General features: G+C 47.7%; 1 protein-coding gene. It reads left to right on the top strand.

The window, feature by feature from the left end; genetic code table 11:
* The first annotated feature begins 174 nt into the window (after positions 1–174).
* A complete protein-coding gene (locus tag ACR2PX_RS21900; RefSeq protein ID WP_434001486.1) occupies positions 175–3348 on the top strand; it encodes a hypothetical protein in 3174 nt (1057 codons plus the stop codon).
* The last annotated feature ends 66 nt before the right edge of the window (positions 3349–3414 follow it).

A 3414-nucleotide genomic window follows, 5' to 3' on the forward strand; every position in this document is an offset into this window, starting at 1 on the left:
ACTTCCTCAATGTTGAGTGGTCAGTACCCAGCAAGCGAGCTGCTTCACCAATCTTGACTAATCTCTTATCCATAGTGTGAGATTATGATAGATAATCATAGATTACTCAATACTGTTTCAAACCCCATCCTGAATCAGTTTATCAAGTCCAACGTTCATGCCTGCGAGTGAGTTATGTCACGACTTGTACTCATTTTCATTTTGATACTTACAGCGTCACTGACAACCAGGACTCTTGCTACTCCCTGTGATCCGGATAAACGATGGGATGAAGGCACTAACGAACTGTCTGAAGACACCGAAAAGTGTACCGACCTGGTCGGTAAAGTTCAGGGACAGAACGAACCGGAAAACCAGTTTGAACTTCAGGACAGAATGTTTAATGAAAAAGGTCCGGTCAGTGATCTACCAATGATAGAACGTGAAACATCATTTATAGAAGGTGACCAGCCCGGAACCGTGGGAGAAATGATAACGACTATCCGGAACAGTCCGGAAGTTAAAGAAGCCATGGGCAATGTTGAACAGGTGGCAGAAGAAAGCGCGGCAAAAATCGCCGGCTTTGATTCATCGGGCATCGATGCGGCTACCAAAATCAGCTTTGATGATGCTTCCAGTCTGACCAATGGCGCTTTCAGTAATAGCGAATTTTCCGACCTGAATCTGTCAGAGACCGCGATTGAAGCACTGGGTCTTGATGGCATGGTTATCATGATCGGTCAGATGCTGATGCCCTCCTACGAAACATCCTCCTTTCCCGAACATATGTCAGGCGTGGAGAAAGCCCGGCTGGCACTGAGTTTTATTCCCATTGTTTCCCAGATCTATAACCTGGGTGCAGACATTGCCGAAGCTGTCCAGGGTGGTGTTGCTCCAGCGGGGGTGGCTGAAATTGTAACGATCGATCTTATGCGGGATGTCATGGGATTCTTTTTACCGGAAACGGCTATGGAACAGTGGGCTTTCGGAGGCATTATCGGTGAAATCAATCAACAGGGCGCCGCTAATAAAGCCGCCAGCCAGGTGGTGGACGCCCTTTCAAAGGATGATTACAACCACAAGGTCGTCGATGCTGTTCATAAAAAAGTGGGCAAGCTCTACTTTGATACAGTCTGCCCCATAGGTACCGTTGAAGGCGCATACGGCTGCCTGGTGGATCGGATCGATGATCATGCGGGTAGAGATAAGTGGTCGTATTTTGTCAGCAGCGACGTTCTCTATGTTCATCCGAAGGGCGGGCAATGCCCTCCCAAGTTTCATTTTGACGGTTCAAATTGTCGCTCCGACCCCGAGATCATTACCGTCGGAAGGAAAGTGTGGCAGTTTAAGGAAGGCAGTATCTGGATTTCACGCTGGCCTCACCAATGCGAAGATGACACCACCTTTGATGGTCACAACTGCAAAGTCAATGGCATTGATGGTGGTATGAAAGGCAGACACCCTGTCGTCAAAGAGAACCGGCTTTATATCAGTGCTATAGGCAACCACTGCCCCGACGGATATAAATACAACAACCTTTACCATCTATGCCAGCGGAACAAAATTATACGAATGGATGGGCGAAAGGCCTGGGCCTGGAAAGACTCCTTATACACCTCTCCTGTTAAGCCACCGAACCCTCGTGATATAGCTCTATACCTGTCCCACGCAGAACTGTATCAGAAATGGGGAAATCCGGATCATATCTATGATTCTCTGCTGAGCTCAAAGGACTACGGCAAGAAGTTTCAGGACAGTCTGTCAGATATCATGACCCAGCTGCGTATGAGTTATCCGTTGACCATCGCCGCCTTTCAGAACAGTGTGAAGTCTTCATACCCTAATCAGTCATTGAGCCACTTACTGGGGTTCCAGTCTCTGGCTTCAGTGCGGTTGAATCTGCTGCAACGACAGTTACTTGAGCTCAGGTACGCCCTCAGGGCGCAACTTAATGCGCACCTGAACCTCTCTTACTCTGGCCTTACCGGCTGCGACCGTTTACTACCCTCCCCGTATTCTTTTCGAACAGAAGCTGACTTTTTTTCATGGCTGAATTTCTGCCAGCGGCAGAACAGTCAACACGAGGTGCTTTCTGTCGAAGGGGGCTCTTTCGCTTTTCACAATAAAAAAATGGCTCAATCCGATGAGAAAGCCATCACCAAGGCTTATCAGGGCTACCTGGACCACCGTAAAAAACTCCTGGATCAGGTGGTTTCTGATATGTCACACCTGCAGGATGAAGGAAAAGCCAACTTTGTTGCCGATATGAAAGATAAAGAAGACAAGGTGCAGGTAATGACCACAGCCAGGGCAGCAGCCGACAAGGTGGTCGCCGATGTAGGTAAGTCCGTGCTGAACCAGCTGATCAATGGTGACTCCCTGTGTGTCGTTAACTTCCTTCCGGGTAAAAACAACTGTACTGCCAATGTCTCCATGGAGGGCACCATATTCGGTGAAGACACCACCTATCAGGGCCATAAGGATTTTCACATCAAGTGTTTTGGCAGCAAAAATAACGGCCCCCTGCTGGATTCGGTAAAGAAAAAAGCCTCCAGTGGCTCAGTCAGTGTCTGGTTCACCGGTAACTGTAATTCGGATGTTGTGGCGTTTGGCTTTGACCATAGTCATGACACGCTATTTAACCCGAATCAGCTGAAACACAAACAGGCTGCCGGCCTGGCCAAAGTCAGGGATCACTTTCAAGGGGACATCAGCAAAACCGCTTATTATCTGGATCGAAACGAATACGTGAAGTACCTGAGTCATGAAAAAGGGGCTACCAATCCTTTTCCCAACAAGAATGACAGCTTCACCAACAGTAAAGACATACAAGCACTTCTGGCACTCGACAAAAAAAGAGCCGATCGCCTGACGGCCATGGAAGCAGCGCTCTATAAAGAAAAGCCCGGGTTTATCTACAACGTTAATGACTTTCTGGTGAAGCATCTCAGGGGAAAAAAATCCTACAAAGATGTGCTGGATCCCAACTGGGGTCGTATTAGCGTTGATAAAGACTGGCACATCACCAACTACCCCAAAGTGGATTTTGACCTGTTTGAGTATTTCTTTGTCAATTACGCTCAGGAACTCTGTCGAATCCAGCAGGTGGACAAGAAACAACCCGGTGACTGCTTTGATCTAGTCACTCCCTATGCACGAATGATCCTTGATTACTGTTACGGCCTTTCTCAGTTAAAAGTCGTACCAAAAAGCGACAAGGATAAAGGGTTGATCTACACCAGCTATAAAGAACGTCCGAAAAAACCTCAGGAAAAAGTCCCTGATAACGGTTGGGCTGGAGCAATAGAAGCCTTAGGGAAGTGGCACAAGAAAGCTTACCGCAGTAAAGTGCCACTTTTCCCCTCTTGACGACTGTAGCTGCCATGACCACCATTACTATTCCTCCAGAGTGCAAATATCTAATCAAACTTGCTG

Source organism: Endozoicomonas sp., assembly GCF_051008435.1.
Taxonomy (GTDB): Bacteria; Pseudomonadota; Gammaproteobacteria; order Pseudomonadales; family Endozoicomonadaceae; genus Endozoicomonas_A.